This is a genomic window from Janthinobacterium lyxosi (assembly GCF_051380665.1).
In the GTDB taxonomy this organism is placed as follows: domain Bacteria; phylum Pseudomonadota; class Gammaproteobacteria; order Burkholderiales; family Burkholderiaceae_D; genus Janthinobacterium.
In genome coordinates, this window is sequence record NZ_JBNYXM010000018.1 from 50,662 (window position 1) to 69,342 (window position 18,681).

The following is an 18,681-nucleotide window of genomic DNA, read 5'->3' on the forward strand; positions in this document are numbered from 1 at the left end:
GATCGAACATGCCGCCCACTTCACGGCAGTGCGTCTCAACCAAGCAAAGCCATGATACTCCTGATCGCCATACAGCACCGTTCGCTAGCGCACACTGATGCGGTTTTGCTGAGCTGCATCAAACGGCGTTGGCCTGCGGCGGCTGCAGCATGTCATTCCGGATCCATGCCAGCACCGATGGCCCCTGAGGCTGCCAACCCAGCAAGGTGCGCGCCCTTGCGCCGCGCACGCGGCTGTTGGAGCCGAGGCCGTAGGAAGCCATTTCGTAGCCCCATTCGGCAATCGCCTCGGGCAGCGGCCAATCCCGCGCAGGCTCCAGCTGCAATGCCTGGGCGATGGCGGCCGTCATGTCGCGGAAGGCCGCTTCGCCCGACTCGACAAAGTAAAACGTGCCGGCGGGCGACTTTTCCAGCGCCAGCAAATACAGGCTGACGACATCGTCGATATGCACGTTCGACCAGATGTTGCGGCCAGGACCCACGTGGCGCACGATGCCGCTCTTGCGCGCCTGCTTGAGCAAACGGGGCAATTGCACGCTGTCGCGCGGCAAGGCGCCGTGGCCGTAGATCAGGGTGTTGCACAGCACGCTGGCGCGTATGCCCTTGTTTGCACTGGCCAGTACCAAGTCATCGATGGCGACCCGTGCCGCCTTGTCGGCCGTGGGCGCCGGCAACTTGTCTTCGTCATAAATCTGTTCCGTCCCCTCGCCGCCCGAGGCATCGCCCACGATGGACGAGCCGCTCGTGTGCAGGAACACTTTGTTGGTGCCGGCCAGCGCTTCAAGGATGGCTTCCACGGCGCCCCGGTGGTCGCTGTTGGCCGCATTGATGACAGCGTCTGCCGCCTGCGCCTGTTCGATGAGCAATTCGCGGTCGTTCAAATCGCCCGGCACACCCAACACGCCGACCTTGGCCAGCTCGGCCACCTGTTCCGGTTTGCGCACCAGGCCCGTGACCTGATGACCGGCGCGCACGAGGCCCGCCGCGATGGAACTACCGATGAAACCTGCCGCGCCTGTCAAGAATACCTTCATGCCGTTCCTCCTTTGTTGGTTCAGATCGATTGCGATCACATGAACAAAGTATGCCCGCTTTCGTCTTTCACAAAAAGCAGCTACACGGCAAAAGATCTATGACTTGGGCGCAACAATCTTGCTTTTCAGCTGCAGGGCGGCGATGTAGCGGCTCCGGTAGGCGGGGTCTTGCGGCGTGAGCAAGGTGAGCCTGTCGCGCGCGCGCGTGGCGGCCACATAAAAACGGTTTTCCTCTTCCAGCGGGTCAGTCTTGCTGCGCGGGAACTCATCGACGGCCAGGTAAGGCAAAATCACGTGGTTGTACTCGAGGCCCTTGATCTGGTCGATGCAGGCGATGACCAGTCTGGCCTTGCCGGTCGCGACCGTCACGGCCTCTTCCATCTCGCCCAGCCAGCCGGCAAAGCCGCCCAGTGCCACGCCCGCTTCGCTGCATACGGCAATAAAACCGTGCAGGGAACGGGCCACGACCCGCGCCTGTGCCGGGTCGACATAGATGCGGCGCGCCGTCTGTTCCAGCTGCATCAGGCCAAAGATGTGCTGCAGGGCGTCGCCCGCCAGGGCATCGGGGGGCAGCGCGCGCAGGTAATCGACGGCGGCCTGGGTCAACGCCGCCTTGGCCTGGTTGTGCGACTTGGCCAGCTGGTTCGTCAAAAAGCCTTCCAGCAAGTCAGGGTAATTGGCCACGTCGGCCTTGGCTTGCTGGAGCTCACCGCGCGTAAACGGGATTTCCGCAAACGCCACCAGGGCTTCGAGGATCTCGCCGCGGCGCGGGCCGCTCTTGATCGCATGCAAATCCTTACGGGCAATGGCCACCATGCCGCGCAGCATCAGCACTTCCAGGCTCAGCAGATAACTGTTCATGTCCACCAGGCCATACGCGATGCCGCTCTGGAATAGCGCCGTTTCCACGCGGATGGCCTGGTCGCGGTCGCGCAGCAAAATGGCCGTCGTGCCCGCATGCGCGTGTTCGAGTGCGGCGATCAGCTGGGCGCTGCACGCTTGCGGCTGCGTATGGTCGTACTCCAGCAGCTCGATGTGGGTGGCGCGCGACAGGGCCGACACGCTGGCCTTGTTTTTCAGCACGCCCACGGCCTGCGCCAGTTGCGGGCCGTAGCGGTAGGATGCCGTCAGCGGCAAGCGCTGCAAGGTGGGGAATTCCTGCTCGAAGCGCTGGCGCAAAAAGCGGTGGTCGGCGCCCGACCACGTGTAGATCACTTGATCCTTGTCGCCGGCGCCGCAGAAAAACGCGTTGCCACGGCGTATCAGCATGGTCAGCAGGCGGAACGACGCTTCGTTCAAATCGTGCAATTCATCGGCCACGATGATCTGGAAGGCCGGCAATTGCTGGCGCAGCGGCTCGTCGCCATCGAGCATGCGCACCAGGTCGTAGGTGGCGTCGAACGGTGCGCGGAACTGGATATCGCCCGTGTCGGCGCCGCGCAAGCCTTCATATTCGCGCAGCCACAGATAATGCGTGCGCGACATGCCCAGCATTTCCAGGTTATCGTCCAGCGAGTTGCTCTCAAAGTCAGGATTTTGAAAATCCAGACGCGCCTTGGTGCGCAATTGCAATTTCAGGAATTCGGCAATCGCCCCGTTGGTCGTATTGATTTCCAGCGGATAACGGTCAGCATATTTCTCGGAGACCACTTCCAATGCTTCCCAGGCCACCGGGCGCAGCTCTTCATCGCTGCGCATGGATGCCACCTGCATGTTTTCCAGCTGCAACAGCACCTTGGCGGCAAAGGCGTCGAAGGTGTCGATGACGAGGCGCTTGACGACACCGAGCGGCACGCCCACTTCCAGCAGGCGCTGGCGCAGGGCCACGCGCGCCGCCTCCGTGAAGACCAGCGCCAGCATGCGCTCGGGCGCGCGGCCACGGTGCAGCGCCTCGGCCAGGCGCAGGGCCAGGGTCGTCGTCTTGGCGGCGCCGGCATTGGCATCGATCAAGACCACTTTCTTTTGCGACGTCTGGATGGCGACCTGCTCCGGCGTGGGCGTGATGCGTTTGGGAATGAACTGCGGGGCGTTATCTGTACTCAAAAGAATTCCTGAAAAGGGTAGCAGCTGGCTGTCTCGGACTTAGCAGGCGCAGGTGCGCAGGCCGGCAAAGATGTCGCCGCGCTCAGGCGCGTGAAAGGCGCGCATGCGGGCCGAATGCAGGCGCGGCGACGTGGCGAAGGCGGCGCCACGCAGCACCTGGTGCTGCATGAAATATGGCACCGAGTATTCGCGCCAGGCATCGGGCGCAAAGCCCGGATACGGCTCGAACGGCGTCGCCGTCCACTCCCACACCTGGCCCCAGTGAAAGCGCGGATGGCCGGACAGCGCAGCATACTCCCATTCCGCCTCGGTCGCCAGGCGCCGTCCCGCCCAGGCGCAATACGCTTGCGCTTCATACAGGTTGACATGGCGCACGGCTTCATTCGGCGGCAAGGTCGTGCGCTGGCCGAAACGCATGGTGCGCCACTGCGTCGCTTCGCGCAGCCAGTACAAAGGCGACGAGCGCTCCTGCTGCATCAGCCAGGCGCTGCCGGCCGCGCTCCAGAACTGGCGGTTCTGGTAGCCGCCATCGGCGACAAAATCGGCAAACTGGGCGTTCGATACGGCGCAAGCATCGATGGAAAACGGCGGCACATAGCAGCTATAGGGTGGCGATTCATTGTCGAAGACAAACCCGGCCCCGCGCGGCGAGCCCAGTTCGATGCTGGCGCCAGGAAAAGCGATCTCCCCCGCCGCTGCCGGCAAGGCGGGACTGGCGGCCAAGGACTCGGGGGCTTCCAGGCCCAGCCATTGCAAGCCGGCCAGCATTTCCTCGCCGCACAAATCCTCATGCGCCAGCGCCAGCCGGTACGGCGCCAGGGCGCTGTCGACATTGGCTTCGCGCGACAGCTTGTCCAGCACCCGGTCGAGTACTTCGTGGCAATACGTTTTCACGGCACCCGGGCTGGGCAATTCCAACTTCCAGCGCGCGCGGTGCTCGACCATGTTGGCGTCGAACAAGTCGTCGCCGCGTGTCAGCAGGGAATTGTAGATGGCGTCGGCCGGATGGCTGGAAGCGGCTTCGCGCAGGATGTACCACTCGGCAAACCAGGCGATGTGCGCGAGTTGCCATAAGGGCGGATTGAGGCGCGGATGGCGGGGCAGGCCCGCCACCACGTCCAGGCCGGCACTGACATAACAGTCGAACAGGGACAGGGTGTCCTGGCGCGCAGCCTGCAGCGACTGGGCCAGTTGCTGCGCGCCGGCGTGGCGAAAAGAAGTGTTAATTAAAGTCATGGCCTGATTGTAACGACTTATGCCAACATTTCACCAGTCGCCGAGGAAACAGGGAGGGCACTGCCCTCCCCCGGACTACTTGACCAGCAGCTCGCCCTGCAGCGGCGTGACGACGGACTTGGGCATGCTGACGATGAAGCTGCTGCCCTTGTCGGCCACGGACTGGATGGCCAAAGTCCCCCCATGGCGCAGCAGCACGTGCTTGACGATGGCCAGGCCCAGGCCCGTACCCTGGGTTTCGCGCGAACGGCTCTTGTCGACGCGGTAGAAACGTTCCGTCAGGCGCGAGATATGCTCGGGGCTGATGCCGATGCCCGTATCTTGCGCAATGAATTGCGGTCCGGCCGGGCCATCCTGCCAGCGCAGGGTGATGGCGCCACCGGCCGGCGTATAGCGCACGGCGTTCGAAGCCAGGTTGCCGAAGGCGCTGTACAGCTCGTCGTAGCTGCCCAGCACGTCCGGGCCGTTGCATTCCATCTTGATCTCGTGCTTGCCGGCCGACAAGCCCTTGGCGTCGCGCAAGACTTGCTGCATGAGCTTTTTGACATCCACCGGCTCGGGACGCAGCGGATAGTCGACCGATTCCAGGCGCGACAGGGTCAGCATGTCTTCGATCAAATGCTGCATGCGGTGGCCCTGCTCCGTCATCAGCTTGAGGTGGGCGGCGCGCGTGGCGGCATCCAGGTCCAGCTCGGCAGAGGCGATTTCCAGGAAACCGACGATGACCGTCAGCGGCGTGCGCAGTTCGTGCGAGGCGTTGGCGATGAAGTCGCGGCGCATCATTTCGATGCGTTCCGTCTCCGTCACGTCGTGCGTGACGAGAATCTGGCGGCGGTTTTCAAACGGGATGATTTGCACGATCAGCTTGCGGTTGCGGAAGGTGATCGTCAGCGGCTGGTCGTAGCGGCCAAGGATGATGTAATCCATGAACTCGGGGCTGCGGATCAAATTGGTCACGCGCATGCCCTTGTCGCGCTCGTGCGTGAGCCCCAGGTGTTTCTCGGCGGCCGGATTGCACCATTCGAGGAATAGCACATCGTCCATGATGACGACGCCGTCCGGCAACAGGTGCATGGCCTGGCGGAAACGCGCCAGCCATTCCGTCAGCTCGGCCTGGTTTTTCTCGTCGTCGCGGCGCATGCGGTACAGGCGCGCGAAGATGCTGGTCCAGGCGCCCCAGCCGTCGGGCAGCTTGGCGCTTTGCGGATTGTCCAGCCAGTTACTCAGCTGGAACAGGTACGACAGCTGCACGAACACCATCATGGCCATCAGCACGAAGGCGATGCCCAGCGCATACGTGGCGCCAAACAGATACCAGACGACGGCAACGCCCAGCAGCGCCAGCACCATGCGCAAGGCGGCCGGCACCCAGAACAGCAATTTCGGATTCATAGAGGCCAGCTTTACTTTTCAGACAACATGTAGCCGACGCTGCGTACGGTCTTGATCAGGCTTTCCGCCTCTTTCAAGGCTTTGCGCAAGCGCAATACGTGGACATCGACCGTGCGTTCTTCGATCACCACATGGTCGCCCCACACCTTGTCGAGCAGCTGGCTGCGCGAAAACACGCGTTCCGGATGCGCCAGCAGGAATTTCAGCAGCTTGTATTCGGCATGGCCGATGTCGATCTTCTGCTCATCCATCATCACGGTGCAGCTGACGGGGTCCAGCGCCACGTTGCCGGCGCGCATGGGCGCCTGCGCGTGCTCCGGACTCTTGCGTCGCAACAGCGCTTTGGCGCGCGCCAGCAGCTCGCGTGGCGAGAACGGCTTGGTGACGTAATCGTCGGCCCCGCTGTTCAGGCCGGCCAGCTTGTCTTCTTCCATGCTTTTGGCGGTGAGCATGATGACGGGGATGGCGGCGAAATTGCGGTCGGCGCGGATGCGCGACAGCAGACGCAAGCCCGTCTGGTCCGGCAACATCCAGTCCAGCAGAATCAGATGCGGCGTGCGGTGCTGGATAAATTCCCAGGCATCGGCAACGTTTTGTACGGAACAGCAATTCCAGCCGGATTCGCGCAGCGAATAGGTCACCAGTTCAACGATGGCCGGTTCATCTTCAACAATCAATACTGTGGTTTTATCAGATGCCATAAAGCTTACTCAGGGAGCTCCTCGGAAATGGCGGGAGCAGCCACCTTGGTATGGCGGATGTCCTTGCCTTCAACCACGTAAATCACGTATTCGGCGATGTTTTTCGCATGGTCGCCGATCCGTTCGATGGCCTTGGCCACCCACAGGGTATCGAGCGCCGCCGAAATCGTGCGCGGATCTTCCATCATAAAGGTGATCAAGTTGCGCATGATAGACCGAAATTCATGGTCGATGATGGCATCTTGTGCAATTAATTGTAAGGCCTGCTTGCCATCGTTGCGGGCAAACGCGTCCAGCGCGTCGTGCAGCATGTCGGTGGCCGTATTGGCAATGCCACGCACCATCTCGTAATGGTTGACGACGCCGTTGCCCCGCTTGTGCAGATTCTTCGCCACGCGGGCGATTTTGGTCGCCTCGTCGCCTACGCGTTCGAGGTCGGTAATCACCTTGATGGTGGCCATGATGGTGCGCAAATCGTTGGCGGCCGGCTGGCGGCGCACGATCAGATGGCTACAGGCGTCGTCCAGTGACACTTCCAGCTGGTTGACGACGTCGTCTTCGCGCATCACGCGGTCGGCGCGTTCCGGGTTGCCGATGCGAAAGCACGTCATCGCGTCGAGGAACTGGGTTTCAACGATGCCGCCCATCAGGAGCACTTTCGAGCGGATCGCTTCGAGTTCGTTGTCGTATTGCTTGGATGAATGTTCGCCTATCATGCCGTCTCTCCGTATTCAGTTGTCTTGTATATATAGCTATGCGGGTGGATCAGCCGAAGCGGCCCGTGATGTAATCCTGCGTTTCCTTGCGTGCCGGATTCATGAAAATCTGATCCGTTTCGCCGAATTCCACCAGCTCGCCCAGGTACATATAGGCCGTGTAGTCGGAACAACGCGCCGCCTGCTGCATATTGTGCGTCACGATGGCGATCGTGTAATCCTGTTTCAGTTCGCTGATCAGCTCTTCCACTTTCGACGTCGAGATCGGGTCCAGCGCCGAGGTCGGCTCATCGAGCAGCAAGACGTCCGGCTTCACGGCCACGCCGCGCGCGATGCACAAACGCTGCTGCTGGCCACCCGACAGCGACAGGCCGCTCTTCGAGAGTTTATCCTTGACTTCGCCCCACAGCGCGGCTTTTTTCAAGGCCCATTCCACGCGCTCGTCCATCTCGCCCTTCGACATGTCTTCATACAGGCGCACGCCGAAGGCGATATTGTCGTACACGGACATGGGGAACGGCGTCGGCTTCTGGAACACCATGCCAACCTTGGCGCGCAGCATGTTGACGTCCTGGTCGGCGTCGAGCACGTTACGGCCGCGGTACAGGATCGAGCCTTCCGCGCGCTGGCCCGGGTACAGGTCGTACATGCGGTTCAAGGTGCGCAGCAGGGTTGATTTACCGCAACCGGACGGGCCGATGAAAGCCGTGACCTTCTTTTCGTGGATGTCCAGGTTGACGTTATGCAAGCTTTGCGTTTTGCCGTAAAAAAAGTTCAGGCCCGAAATTTCGATGGTTTTTTTCTTTGGTGCCAAGTCTTGGGCTGGATTCATTTGCGTATTCATATGGGTTCGCTTCGCTCGATATCTGTTTAATTAGGGACTTTTTGGCTGAACACGGTGCGCGACAGGATATTCAAGGCCAGCACGCTGAAGGTGATCAGCAGTGCACCACCCCAGGCCAGCGAGCGCCAGTTGTCGTACGGGCTCATCGCAAACGATGCGATGACGGACGGCAAGTTGGCCATCGGCGCATTCATGTTGAAGCTTTGGAACTGATTATTCAGGGCCGTGAACAGCAGCGGCGCCGTTTCGCCGGCGATACGGGCCAATGCCAGCAGCACGCCGGTGATGACGCCAGCCTTGACGGCGCGCAAGCGCACCAGGGTGGCGACCTTCCAGCGCGGCGCACCCAGGGCAAAGGCGGCTTCGAGCAGGCTGTTCGGCACCAGGCGCAGCATGTTGTCCGTCGTGCGCACCACCACCGGCACGGCGATCAGCGACAGGGCGATGGCGCCTGCATAACCTGAAAAATGTTTTACCTGGGAAACATACAGCGCATACACGAACAGGCCGATGACGATCGATGGCGCCGACAACATGATGTCGGTGACGAAGCGCGTCACTTGCGCCAGCTTGTTTTCTTCGCCGTATTCGGCCAGGTAGATGCCGGCCAGGATGCCGATCGGAGTGCTCACCATGGTGGCCAGGCCCACCATCAGGGCGCTGCCGACGATGGCATTGATCAGGCCGCCGCCTTCGCTGCCGGGGGCCGGCGTCGTTTGCGTGAACAGGTCGACGGACAAGGCACCGAAACCCTTGATGATCAGGGTGAACAGTATCCATACCAGCACGGCCAGGCCCAGGGCCATGGCGGCCACCGACAGGGCGATGCCGATGCGGTGCATCAACAGGCGCTTGCGGTAGACGGGGTTCATGGCCGGCTTGGCCGGAGCGTCGTGGGTGCTAACTTGGCTGAGCTGGCTCATTTCGTGCCTTCCTTGCGGGACATGCCAGCCAGCATCAGCTTGGCGGCGGATAAGACGATAAAGGTGATGACAAACAGGATCAAGGCCAGCGAGAACAGCGAGGACACATGCAGCTCGGATTGCGCTTCGCCGAATTCATTCGCCAGCAGCGAGGTGATGCTGTTACCGGCGGCAAACAGCGACCAAGACAGCTTGTTGGCGTTACCGATGACGAAGGTGACGGCCATGGTTTCGCCCAGCGCGCGGCCCAGGCCCAGCATGACGCCACCGACGACGCCGGTCTTGGTGTAAGGCAAGACGATCTTGCGCACCACTTCCCAGCGCGTGCAGCCCAGGCCGTAGGCCGATTCCTTCAGCACGGCGGGGACGATTTCAAACACGTCGCGCATCACGGAAGCGATGAAGGGGATGATCATGATGGCCAGCACCAGGCCGGCCGTCAGCAAGCCGATGCCCATCATGGGGCCGCTGAACAGCTGGCCGATGACGGGCACGTTGCCCAGGGTGGCTTTCAGGATGGGCTGGACGTGGTCGGCAAACAGGGGAGCAAACACGAACAGGCCCCAGATGCCATAGATGATCGATGGCACGCCGGCCAGCAGCTCGACAGCCGTGCCCAGCGGGCGGCGCAGCCAGGCCGGGCAGATTTCCGTAAGGAACAGGGCGATGCCGAAGCTGACGGGAAAGGCGATCAGCAGGGCAATTACCGACGTCACCAGGGTACCGATGATGGGGATCAGGGCGCCGTACTGGTCATTGACGGGGTCCCATTCTGCCGACACGATGAAATGCAGGCCGAAGGTCTTGAAAGCCGGTATCGATTCCATGATCAGCGAAATGATGATGCCTACCAGGACGATCAGCACCGACAGGGCGAACAGCATCGTCACCTTGTGGAACATGAAATCCTGGAAGCGCTGCTTGCGCATGGTGGAAAGCATTTGCGCGTGACTGATGGAATCGGTCATGGTGCCGCCTGGCATGGGGATCGTGGAGGAGGTAGATTGTGCGCTCATATTGTGCCAGATGTGGGTGGTACTGCCGGTATTGCTGTTTTGAACTCTTGTTTTATCTTGCTTTTTTAGCCAGGACCGCCTGCAAAGGCTTGCGGGCGGTCCTGGCTAACTCCCTGCCCCACCGTGCTGCTGGCGGGGGGGCAAGGATAGCGCAGTACTTACATGGTCAAGCTATCGAATTAATAGATGGCTTTGCCCGATGCGTCTTTCAGGTTGGCTTTCCACGATTCCTGCACCAGTTTCACGACCGATGCTGGCATCGGCACGTAGTCCAGTTCAACAGCGGCGGCGCCACCGTTCTTGTAAGCCCAGTCGAAGAATTTCAGGACTTCTTTTGCCTTGGCTGCGTCAGCCTGGACTTTGTGCATCAGGATGAACGACACGCCGGTGATAGGCCAGCTGTTCTTGCCAGCCTGGTCGGTCAGGACCACGCCGAAGCCTGGGGTTTGCGTCCAAGGTGCCGAAGCGGCTGCTGCCTTGAAGTTTTCGTCGTCAGGTTGCAGGAAGTTGCCGTCCTTGTTTTGCAGCTGGGTGTGCGACATCTTGTTTTTCTTGGCGTAAGCCCACTCGACGTAGCCGATCGAACCCTTGATACGCTGTACGTTGGCGGCGACGCCTTCGTTACCCTTGCCGCCTACGCCGACAGCCCATTTCACAGCCGAGCCAGCACCGATTTTCGATTTGAATTCCGGGTTGGTTTTCGACAGGAAGTCGGTGAACAGAAAGGACGTGCCCGAACCGTCTGCGCGGTGTACCACGGTGATTTCCGTGTCCGGCAGCTTGACTCCCGTGTTCAATGCGGCGATTTCAGGAGCGCTCCACTTGGTGATCTTGCCCAGGTAGATGTCGCCAACGACCTTGCCCGTCATCTTCAGCTGGCCTGGGGTCACGCCGTCCAGGTTGACGATGGTGACCACGCCGCCCATGATGGCAGGGAACTGCATCAGGCCTGCTTCTTCCAGCTCTTCTGCCTTCAAAGGCATGTCCGAGGCGCCGAATTCAACAGTCTTGGCCTTGATTTGCTTGATGCCAGCGCCGGAACCGACGGACTGGTAGTTCAGGCCGTTGCCGGTATTGGCTTTGTACGTCTCGGCCCATTTGGCGTAGATCGGGTACGGGAAGGTTGCACCAGCACCTGTCATATCTGCCGCCATGACGGAAGCGGAAGAAAATGCCATCGCTGCCGAAGCACCCACGACGATAAATTTGAACATTTGCTTCATTTGCATATCAAGTCCTCAGGGTTGTTAGGGCTCAAAGTCCCGGTTGAATGCTGCGCAGTCTAGCAAGCGAATATGACAGCTTTATGACATGGGTGAAAATTCCTGAAATAATTGGCTACGCCCCGAGGATTGCCCTTTTCGGCGTAAAAAATGACAGGACGGGCGACGCTTTATGACAGCTTATGTCACGCTTACGTCATATTTCATGATTACACTCACAACGCGTCATACATGATGAAATACGGCTAGAATTAACTATCTGCAAAGACAAAAGAATATGAAACCTGAACTGCACACGGAAGTGACCAAATCGGGCATCCTGCTTGACCGCGAACTGTCGCAACTGACTTTCAACCGGCGCGTGATGGCCCAGGCGGAAGACCCGAACATTCCGCTGCTCGAGCGCCTGCGCTACCTGTGCATCGTCAGCAGCAATATGGATGAGTTCTTCGAGGTGCGCGTGGCCAGCCTGCTGGCGGCCGGCAGCATCGGCGGTTCGCTGGCGGGCCACCCTGCCCTGGCGGCCAACCTGGAGCGCATCGGCAAGGAATGCCATGCGCTGGTGGAGCGCCAGTACGAGATATTAAATAACGACGTCCTGCCGGCCCTGCGCGAAGCAGGCGTGCATTTGCTGCGCGACAGCGACCGCAACGAGGCGCAGCGCGCGTGGGTCAAGCAATATTTCGACCGCGAAGTACGCCCCCTGCTCACGCCCATCGGCCTCGACCCCGCCCACCCCTTCCCGCAAGTGGTGAATAAAAGCCTCAATTTCATCGTTTCGCTGAGCGGCAAGGATGCGTTCGGGCGCGGCACGGCGATCGCCATCGTCAAGGCGCCTCGCGTCTTGCCGCGCGTCATCAAGTTGCCGGACGAGATATCCGGCGATGGCGTGTCCTTCTGTTTACTGTCCTCCGTCATCCATGCGCACATCTCGGACCTGTTCGCCGGGCGCGAGGTGATTGCCTATTCGCAATTCCGGGTCACCCGCGACAGCGACCTCTGGGTCGACGAAGACGAAGTCAAGAACTTGCGCCAAGCCTTGAAGGGCGAACTCGTGGGGCGCCAGTTCGGCACCTCCGTGCGCCTGGAAGTGGCGCGCAATTGCCCGCCAGAACTGTCACAGTTCCTGCTCGACCAGTTCAGCCTTGATCAAAGCCGGCTGTACCGCGTCAACGGTCCCGTCAACCTGGTGCGCCTGTCGGAAATGATCGACCACGTCAAGCAGCCCGAGCTGCGCTTCCCCCCCTTCTTCCCCGGCCTCGCGCATAAAGCCATCGGCAACGACATCTTTGCCGCGCTCAACAAGCACGACATCCTGCTGCACCACCCCTACCAGTCGTTCCAGACGGTGATCGACTTCGTGCGCAGCGCCGCCTACGATCCATCCGTCGTCGCCATCAAGCAAACGATCTACCGCACGGGCATGAATTCGGACTTGATGGAGTCGCTGATTACGGCGGCGAAAATGGGCAAGGAAGTGACCGTCATTGTGGAATTGATGGCGCGCTTCGATGAAGAAGCCAATATCAACTGGGCCGACAAGCTGGAACAGGCGGGCGCGCAAGTCGTGTACGGCGTGGTGGGACTGAAAACCCATGCCAAGGTGGCGCTCGTCATCCGCCGCGAAGAAGGCGCGTTGCGCTTCTATGCCCACCTCGGCACTGGCAACTATCACCCCACCACCACCAAGCTGTACACGGACTTCGGCTTGCTGACGGCCAACCAGGACCTGGCCGTGGAAGTAAACGAAGTCTTCATCCACCTGACCAGCCTGACCAAGCCGCACAACCTGAACCACCTGTGGCTGGCGCCGTTCGGCCTGCAAAGCGAAATCATCAAGGCCATCCGCAACGAGGCGAAGATCGCCCGCTCGGGCCGGCGCGGGCGCATCATCGTGAAAGTCAACGCGCTGGTCGATGAATCCGTGATCCGCGCCCTGTATGCGGCCTCCACCGATGGCGTGAAGATCGACCTGATCGTGCGCGGCGCCTGCACCCTGAAGCCGGGCGTGCCTGGCCTGTCGGAAAACATCAAGGTACGCTCCGTGATCGGCCGTTTCCTTGAACACAGTCGCATTTATTACTTCCGCAACGACCTGGCGCACGATGTCTACCTGGCCAGCGCCGACTGGATGAGCCGCAACCTGTTCCGCCGCGTAGAAGTGGCCTTCCCCGTGCTGGACCGGGCGCTGAAGCGGCGCGTGATCGCCGAGGGCCTGAATCCGTATTTGAAGGATAATACAAATGCATGGGAACTGGAGCCGACGGGCCACTACGCGCGCCGCAAGCCGCGCGGCAAGCAAACGCCGTTCAGCGCCCAGCAGTATTTGATGCACACACTAGGCACGCCGGGCGCGGAGGTCGGCGAATAGGCAATTCTACACAGAGGAGCACAGCATGGATCTCATCTTGTGGCGACACGCAGAAGCGGAGCCGGGCCTGCCCGACCTCGAACGCGCCCTGACCGTCAAAGGCCAGAAACAGGCGCGCCGCATGGGGGAATGGCTGGCTTCGCAACTACCGGAAAATTGCCGCATCCTCGTCAGCCCGGCCCTGCGTACCTTGCAAACGGCGCAAGCGCTGGGACGCAAGTTCAAGCTGATGCCGGAACTGGCGCCTGGCGCCGAGGCGGAAGACATCCTGAAGGCGGCCAACTGGCCCGCCGGCAAGGAAACCGTGCTCATCGTCGGCCACCAGCCCACGCTGGGACAGGCGGCCGCCCTGCTGCTGACGGGCGAAGAGCAAGAGTGGGAAATGCGCAAGGCCAGCGCGTGGTGGTTCTCGCAACGCGAACCGGGCGACCCCATCAGCGTTTATCTCAAGGCGGTGATGGCGCATGACCTTGTGGTGAAATAGGGATGCTCAAGCAGGGAAATGCGCAAGGCCAGCGCAAGGATGGACAGGTTCTCGCAACGCGAACCGGGCGACCCCATCAGCGTTTATCTCAAGGCGGTGATGGCGCATGACCTTGTGGTGAAATAGGGGTGCTCAAGCAGGGAAATGCGCAAGGCCAGCGCAAGGATGGACAGGTTCTCCCAGCACGAGCCGGGCGACCCCATCAGCGTCTATTTAAAGGCGGTGATGGCGCATGACCTGGTGGTGAAATAGGGATGCTCAAGCAGGGAAATGCGCAAGGCCAGCGCAAAGATGGACAGGTTCTCGCAACGCGAACCGGGTGACCCCATCAGCGTTTATCTCAAGGCGGTGATGGCGCATGACCTGGTGGTGAAATAAGGGAAATGCGCAAAAAGTGTGCTGGGACAAATACTAGCAGGAATTACAACTCAGCAGCCTTGCAAAGCGCTGCCGATCTGCTAGAGTTTAATTGCATCAACTACGTGTTGGAGCGCTGCTCTGGCACCTTGAGCAACCCAGCGGACAGCCGTCCAACAGCGGCTGAAAGATCATGTTAACCTTCCTCGTTTTTCTCTTCATCGCCATCTTCGCCGCCATCATCGGCTTCGTCGCCTTTGAACTGATCGAAGAAATGCGCGGCAGCCACCACAAGCTGATGGACCGCTACCACGAGTAGTGTTCACCTCGGCAATATCGCATGGCGCCAGCGACGGCCACCAAGCCCGTCTCTCGCGCCATCCTTGTTTTTATACTCCCGTTTTGAACTTCGTATAGATGCGCGTCATCAGGCGGCGGATATCGGCCGTGGTCGCTTCCGGCGCGGCCATGCGCTGCTTGTCGGCATCCGACAGGAAGATGGCCTTGTTCTCGCCGATATCCTTGCGTACATACTTGATGCTGGCCGGATTCGGATTCGCGTAGAACACCTTGTTGCTCAGGCTGGCATGCACTTGCGGACGCAAAATGTAGTTGATGAACAGGTGCGCATTGTTCGGGTGCGGCGCGTCGGCGGGGATAGCCATGGTGTCGAACATCAGGGCGGCCGTCTTCGGCACCAGCACCTGGATCACATTGCCATTTTTCGCATCGATGGCGCGCTGGCGCGCGATATTGATGTCGCCCGACCAGCCCAGCGCGACGCAGACGGAACCGTTGGCCATGTCATTGATGTAGCCTGACGAGCTGAACAGGGTCACGTAAGGACGGATCGCTTGCAGCACCTTGCCCGCTTCCTGGTAATCGGCGGCTGCTTTCGAGTACGCGGGCTTGCCCAGGTATTGCAGGGCGGCCGGCAGCACTTCCGACGGCGAGTCGAGGAAGGACACGCCGCACGATTTCAGCTTCGCTGCATATTTCGGGTCGAAGATCAGATCCCAGGCATTGTCGGGCATGGGCATGCCGCCCAACGCGGCCTTGACCTTGTTGACGTTGATGCCGACCGTCGTGTAGCCCCACAGCCAGTCGACCAGGTAATCGTTGTTCGGGTCGATCTTCGACAGCTTGGCCTGCAGGCTGGGGTCCAGGTTGCCCAGATTCGTCAGCTTGCTCTTGTCGAGTTTGCGCAGCAGGCCCGCGTCGATCTGCAGGCGCGCCCACTGGGCCGTCGGCACGACGATATCGTAGCCGGACTTGCCCGCCACCAGTTTCGCATTGAGGATTTCGTTATTGTCGAAAACGTCGTAGCGTACCTTGATGCCCGTTTCCTTCTCAAAATTCTTGATCGTATCGTCGCCGATATAGTCCGACCAGTTATAGATGTTCAGTACTTTTTCTTCCTGAGCCTGGGCAGGCAATGCCAGCACGGCCGCCGCCAAGGTCAATCCCACTCCAATGCGCCGCCCTGCTTGCCATGTGTTTGCCATCGTACCGCCTCCGGAATTAGTCAGAAAATAGTGACGATGATAGCAAGAAGGGCGCGATCAGGTCCAGCCTGATCGCGCCCTTGCTTATTGCGGCTAAATCAACCCCTGCTGCAAATACCGGGGTCGGACCCTGAGGGTCCGACCCCAGCCTTTCGCCGTTGGGGCAAGAATTACACCTTGTCCAGCCCCACTTGCGCCCCCGTAAACACCAGGTTGCCGTTCCGGGCGTCGATGCGGATCTCGTCTTTCGGGCCAAACTTGCCTTCCAGGATCAGCTTCGACAGCGGATTTTCGATCTGCTGCTGGATTGCCCGTTTCAAAGGACGGGCACCATACACCGGGTCGTAGCCCGCTTCGGCGATTTGCTGCAAGGCCGCGTCCGTCAAGCTCAGCTGCATGTCCATGCGCGCCAGGCGTTCTTCGAGAATTTTGAGCTGGATCTTCGCGATGGCGCCGATGTTTTTCTCGTCGAGGCCGTGGAACACCACGATTTCGTCGATGCGGTTGACGAATTCGGGACGGAAGTGCGAGCGTACCTCGGCCATCACGGCCAGCTTCACGACACCGGGATCATCGCTTTCCATGGCCTGGATCTTATGCGAACCCAGGTTCGAGGTCATGATGATGACGGTATTCTTGAAGTCCACCGTGCGGCCCTGGCCGTCCGTCATGCGTCCATCGTCGAGCACTTGCAGCAGCACGTTGAAGACGTCGGCATGCGCCTTTTCCACTTCGTCGAGCAGGATCACGCTGTACGGCTTGCGGCGCACGGCTTCCGTCAGGTAGCCGCCTTCGTCGTAACCCACATAGCCGGGCGGCGCGCCGATCAGACGGGCCACGGAATGCTTCTCCATGAACTCGCTCATGTCGATGCGGATCATCGATTCTTCCGTATCGAACAGGAAGGTCGCCAGCGCCTTGCTCAGCTCGGTCTTGCCCACGCCCGTCGGCCCCAGGAACATGAAGGAGCCATATGGACGGTTCGGATCGCTCAAGCCGGCGCGCGAGCGGCGGATGGCGTCAGCCACGGCCGTGATCGCTTCATCCTGGCCCACGACGCGCTCATGCAGTTTCTCTTCGATGTGCAGCAGCTTGTCGCGTTCGCCCTGCATCATGCGCGATACGGGTATGCCCGTCGCGCGCGACACCACTTCGGCGATTTCCTCGGCGCCCACTTCCGTGCGCAGCAGCTTCGGCTGGTCGGGATCGCGTTTCGGTATGCCGCTGTCAGCCTGCTTGAGCTGGGCTTCCAGCTGCGGCAGCTTGCCGTATTGCAATTCCGACACTTTCTGCCAATTGCTCTCGCGCGTGGCCTGCTCCATCTGCAGCTTGACTTGCTCGATCTCTTCCTTGATGTGCGTGCTGCCCTGTACCACGGCTTTTTCCGCCTTCAGGATTTCCTCGAAGTCGTTGTATTCGCGCTGCAGCTTGACGATCTCTTCCTCGATCAGGCCCAGGCGGCGCAACGACGCTTCGTCTTTTTCCTTCTTCACGGCTTCGCGCTCGATCTTGAGCTGAATCAAGCGGCGCTCCAGCTTATCCATCACTTCCGGCTTCGAGTCGATCTCGATCTTGATCTTCGCCGCCGCCTCATCGATCAGGTCGATCGCCTTGTCGGGCAGGAAACGGTCCGTGATGTAGCGGTGCGACAGCTCGGCGGCGGCGATGATGGCCGCGTCCGTGATTTCCACCTTGTGGTGCAGCGCGTATTTATCCTGCAAGCCGCGCAGGATGGCGATCGTCGCCTCCACGGTCGGCTCGTCGACCAGCACTTTCTGGAAGCGGCGTTCCAGCGCGGCATCCTTCTCGATGTACTTGCGGTACTCGTCGAGGGTGGTCGCTCCCACGCAGTGCAGCTCGCCGCGCGCCAGCGCCGGTTTCAGCATATTGCCGGCGTCCATCGCACCCTCGGCCTTGCCCGCGCCCACCATGGTGTGCATCTCGTCGATGAAGACGATGGTTTGCCCTTCATCCATGGCCAGTTCCTTCAGCACGGATTTCAGGCGTTCCTCAAACTCGCCGCGGTATTTCGCGCCGGCCAGCAAGGCGGCCATGTCCAGCGACAGTACGCGCTTGCCTTTCAGCGATTCGGGCACTTCGCCGTTGACGATGCGCTGCGCCAGGCCTTCGACGATGGCGGTCTTGCCCACGCCCGGCTCGCCGATCAGCACGGGGTTGTTCTTGGTGCGGCGCTGCAATATCTGGATGGTGCGGCGGATTTCATCGTCGCGCCCGATCACAGGGTCGAGCTTGCCCTTGCGCGCCCGTTCCGTCAGGTCCAAGGTGTATTTTTTCAGTGCTTCGCGCTGGCCTTCGGCCTCTTGTGTATCGACCTTATTGCCGCCGCGCACAGCGCCGATGGCCGCTTCCAAGGCCTTGCGAGTCAGGCCGTTTTCACGCGCCAGCTTGCCGCAGTCGGACTTGTCGTCCGTCATGGCCAGCAAGACCATTTCGCTGGACACGAACTGGTCGCCCGCCTTTTGCGATTCCTTGTCGGCCAGATTCAGCAAGGCCACGAATTCGCGGCTGACCTGCACATCGCCGCCCGTGCCGGAGACTTTCGGCAAGCGTTCAATCGAGGCGCCCAGGGCCTTTGACAGGCCGCCCACGTTGACGCCGGCCCGCTGCAGCAGCGAGCGGGCGCCGCCGTCGTCCTGGTTCAACAGGGCCGTCAGCAGGTGGACTGGTTCGATATAGGGGTTGTCATTGCCCACGGCCAAGCTTTGCGCATCGGCCAGGGCTTCCTGTAATTTGGTGGTGAGTTTGTCTTGTCGCATGAAAAGCGCTCCCGGTTAATTAGTTGTTAACCAAATTGGGGTGAGGCAGTACTTTTCAAG

At 60.6% G+C, this 18,681-nt stretch carries 15 protein-coding genes; 3 read left to right on the forward strand and 12 right to left on the reverse strand.

Annotated elements, in window-relative coordinates; genetic code table 11:
• Positions 1–118: 118 nt before the first annotated feature.
• The 10 genes from ACQ4WP_RS19205 to pstS form a co-directional block, all read right to left on the reverse strand.
• Complete coding sequence (locus tag ACQ4WP_RS19205; protein ID WP_436523395.1) at positions 119–1,033, reverse strand: NAD-dependent epimerase/dehydratase family protein; 915 nt, start codon at positions 1,031–1,033, stop codon at positions 119–121.
• Between the two features lie 96 nt (positions 1,034–1,129).
• Positions 1,130–3,076 carry a UvrD-helicase domain-containing protein gene (locus ACQ4WP_RS19210; protein ID WP_436523397.1) on the reverse strand — a complete coding sequence of 649 codons (1,947 nt, stop codon included), beginning with the start codon at positions 3,074–3,076 and terminating at the stop codon, positions 1,130–1,132.
• A gap of 39 nt (positions 3,077–3,115) precedes the next feature.
• Positions 3,116–4,312 carry a selenoneine synthase SenA gene (senA, locus tag ACQ4WP_RS19215; protein WP_436523399.1) on the reverse strand — a complete coding sequence of 399 codons (1,197 nt, stop codon included), beginning with the start codon at positions 4,310–4,312 and terminating at the stop codon, positions 3,116–3,118.
• Between the two features lie 75 nt (positions 4,313–4,387).
• Positions 4,388–5,704, reverse strand: a complete 1,317-nt coding sequence (gene phoR / locus ACQ4WP_RS19220; RefSeq protein ID WP_436523401.1) for a phosphate regulon sensor histidine kinase PhoR — start codon at positions 5,702–5,704, stop codon at positions 4,388–4,390.
• A gap of 11 nt (positions 5,705–5,715) precedes the next feature.
• A complete protein-coding gene (locus tag ACQ4WP_RS19225; protein WP_034755074.1) occupies positions 5,716–6,405 on the reverse strand; it encodes a response regulator in 690 nt (229 codons plus the stop codon).
• A gap of 5 nt (positions 6,406–6,410) precedes the next feature.
• Positions 6,411–7,121, reverse strand: a complete 711-nt coding sequence (phoU, locus tag ACQ4WP_RS19230) for a phosphate signaling complex protein PhoU (RefSeq protein ID WP_034778131.1) — start codon at positions 7,119–7,121, stop codon at positions 6,411–6,413.
• A gap of 49 nt (positions 7,122–7,170) precedes the next feature.
• Positions 7,171–7,953, reverse strand: coding sequence for a phosphate ABC transporter ATP-binding protein PstB (gene pstB, locus ACQ4WP_RS19235; RefSeq protein ID WP_426072267.1), 783 nt, complete (start codon positions 7,951–7,953; stop codon positions 7,171–7,173).
• Positions 7,954–7,991: 38 nt separating this feature from the next.
• Entirely contained in the window at positions 7,992–8,888 is an 897-nt protein-coding gene (gene pstA, locus ACQ4WP_RS19240; RefSeq protein WP_436523404.1) for a phosphate ABC transporter permease PstA, read from the reverse strand.
• Entirely contained in the window at positions 8,885–9,856 is a 972-nt protein-coding gene (pstC, locus tag ACQ4WP_RS19245) for a phosphate ABC transporter permease subunit PstC (RefSeq protein ID WP_436523467.1), read from the reverse strand. Before pstC ends, pstA begins: the two co-directional genes overlap by 4 nt.
• Positions 9,857–10,083: 227 nt before the next feature.
• The gene (pstS, locus tag ACQ4WP_RS19250; RefSeq protein WP_436523406.1) at positions 10,084–11,118 is read right to left on the reverse strand and encodes a phosphate ABC transporter substrate-binding protein PstS; all 1,035 of its coding nucleotides are present in this window, start codon (positions 11,116–11,118) and stop codon (positions 10,084–10,086) included.
• 286 nt (positions 11,119–11,404) lie between these two features.
• On the opposite strand from pstS, the gene ppk1 reads away from it, so the two are divergent.
• From ppk1 to ACQ4WP_RS19265, 3 genes are all read left to right on the forward strand, one after another.
• The gene (ppk1, locus tag ACQ4WP_RS19255; RefSeq protein ID WP_436523408.1) at positions 11,405–13,498 is read left to right on the forward strand and encodes a polyphosphate kinase 1; all 2,094 of its coding nucleotides are present in this window, start codon (positions 11,405–11,407) and stop codon (positions 13,496–13,498) included.
• 25 nt (positions 13,499–13,523) lie between these two features.
• A complete protein-coding gene (sixA, locus tag ACQ4WP_RS19260) occupies positions 13,524–13,982 on the forward strand; it encodes a phosphohistidine phosphatase SixA (RefSeq protein WP_436523410.1) in 459 nt (152 codons plus the stop codon).
• Between the two features lie 550 nt (positions 13,983–14,532).
• Complete coding sequence (locus tag ACQ4WP_RS19265) at positions 14,533–14,658, forward strand: hypothetical protein (protein ID WP_254926692.1); 126 nt, start codon at positions 14,533–14,535, stop codon at positions 14,656–14,658.
• Positions 14,659–14,728: 70 nt separating this feature from the next.
• On the opposite strand, the gene ACQ4WP_RS19270 is transcribed toward ACQ4WP_RS19265, so the two are convergent.
• Together ACQ4WP_RS19270 and clpB are read right to left on the reverse strand one after the other, a co-directional pair.
• Positions 14,729–15,844: a polyamine ABC transporter substrate-binding protein gene (locus ACQ4WP_RS19270; RefSeq protein WP_436523412.1), complete on the reverse strand. Its 1,116-nt coding sequence runs from the start codon at positions 15,842–15,844 to the stop codon at positions 14,729–14,731.
• 170 nt (positions 15,845–16,014) lie between these two features.
• Positions 16,015–18,621 carry an ATP-dependent chaperone ClpB gene (gene clpB, locus ACQ4WP_RS19275; RefSeq protein WP_436523414.1) on the reverse strand — a complete coding sequence of 869 codons (2,607 nt, stop codon included), beginning with the start codon at positions 18,619–18,621 and terminating at the stop codon, positions 16,015–16,017.
• Between the last annotated feature and the right edge of the window lie 60 nt (positions 18,622–18,681).